Consider the following 394-nt stretch of genomic DNA (forward strand, 5'->3'; position numbering starts at 1 on the left):
TCGTTTTCTTTTGCATGATTCCAACACCAAAGTAATTATTCTTTTGCATCAGGTTCCTTTGCTTTAATAAACCTAGGCAGCATATACCACCTAGGTTTGAATTCCTTTTCTGATTGTTAAAGAGCGTTTGGCCTGTAAATCTATTTTTAAATAACTTTAATCACAAAAGTAAAATATTGAGCTCGTATGCACGTTTTATGTTTTTCTCTAATAATACTGGGTCATCACTAAATGGTGCAATAACATAATTAACTTCATCCCTCGGGTATTCTTCTGTTGCATCACGATTTTCGTGATAAACATACTTATAGTTATTTTTTATGACAGGATCGAGCGGATACTTATCCATATAGGGACCAATTTTATCACCTCTCCATGTAACACTATTTCCCTT

General features: G+C 33.5%; 1 pseudogene. It reads right to left on the reverse strand.

The annotated features are described in order from the left end of the window. Positions 1 to 160 precede the first annotated feature (160 nt). Positions 161 to 394: pseudogene (locus H5154_RS23205) on the reverse strand (hypothetical protein); the annotation flags it as partial.

It is taken from the genome of Pseudoalteromonas sp. SR44-5 (assembly GCF_014163675.1).
Taxonomy (GTDB): Bacteria; Pseudomonadota; Gammaproteobacteria; order Enterobacterales; family Alteromonadaceae; genus Pseudoalteromonas; species Pseudoalteromonas rhizosphaerae.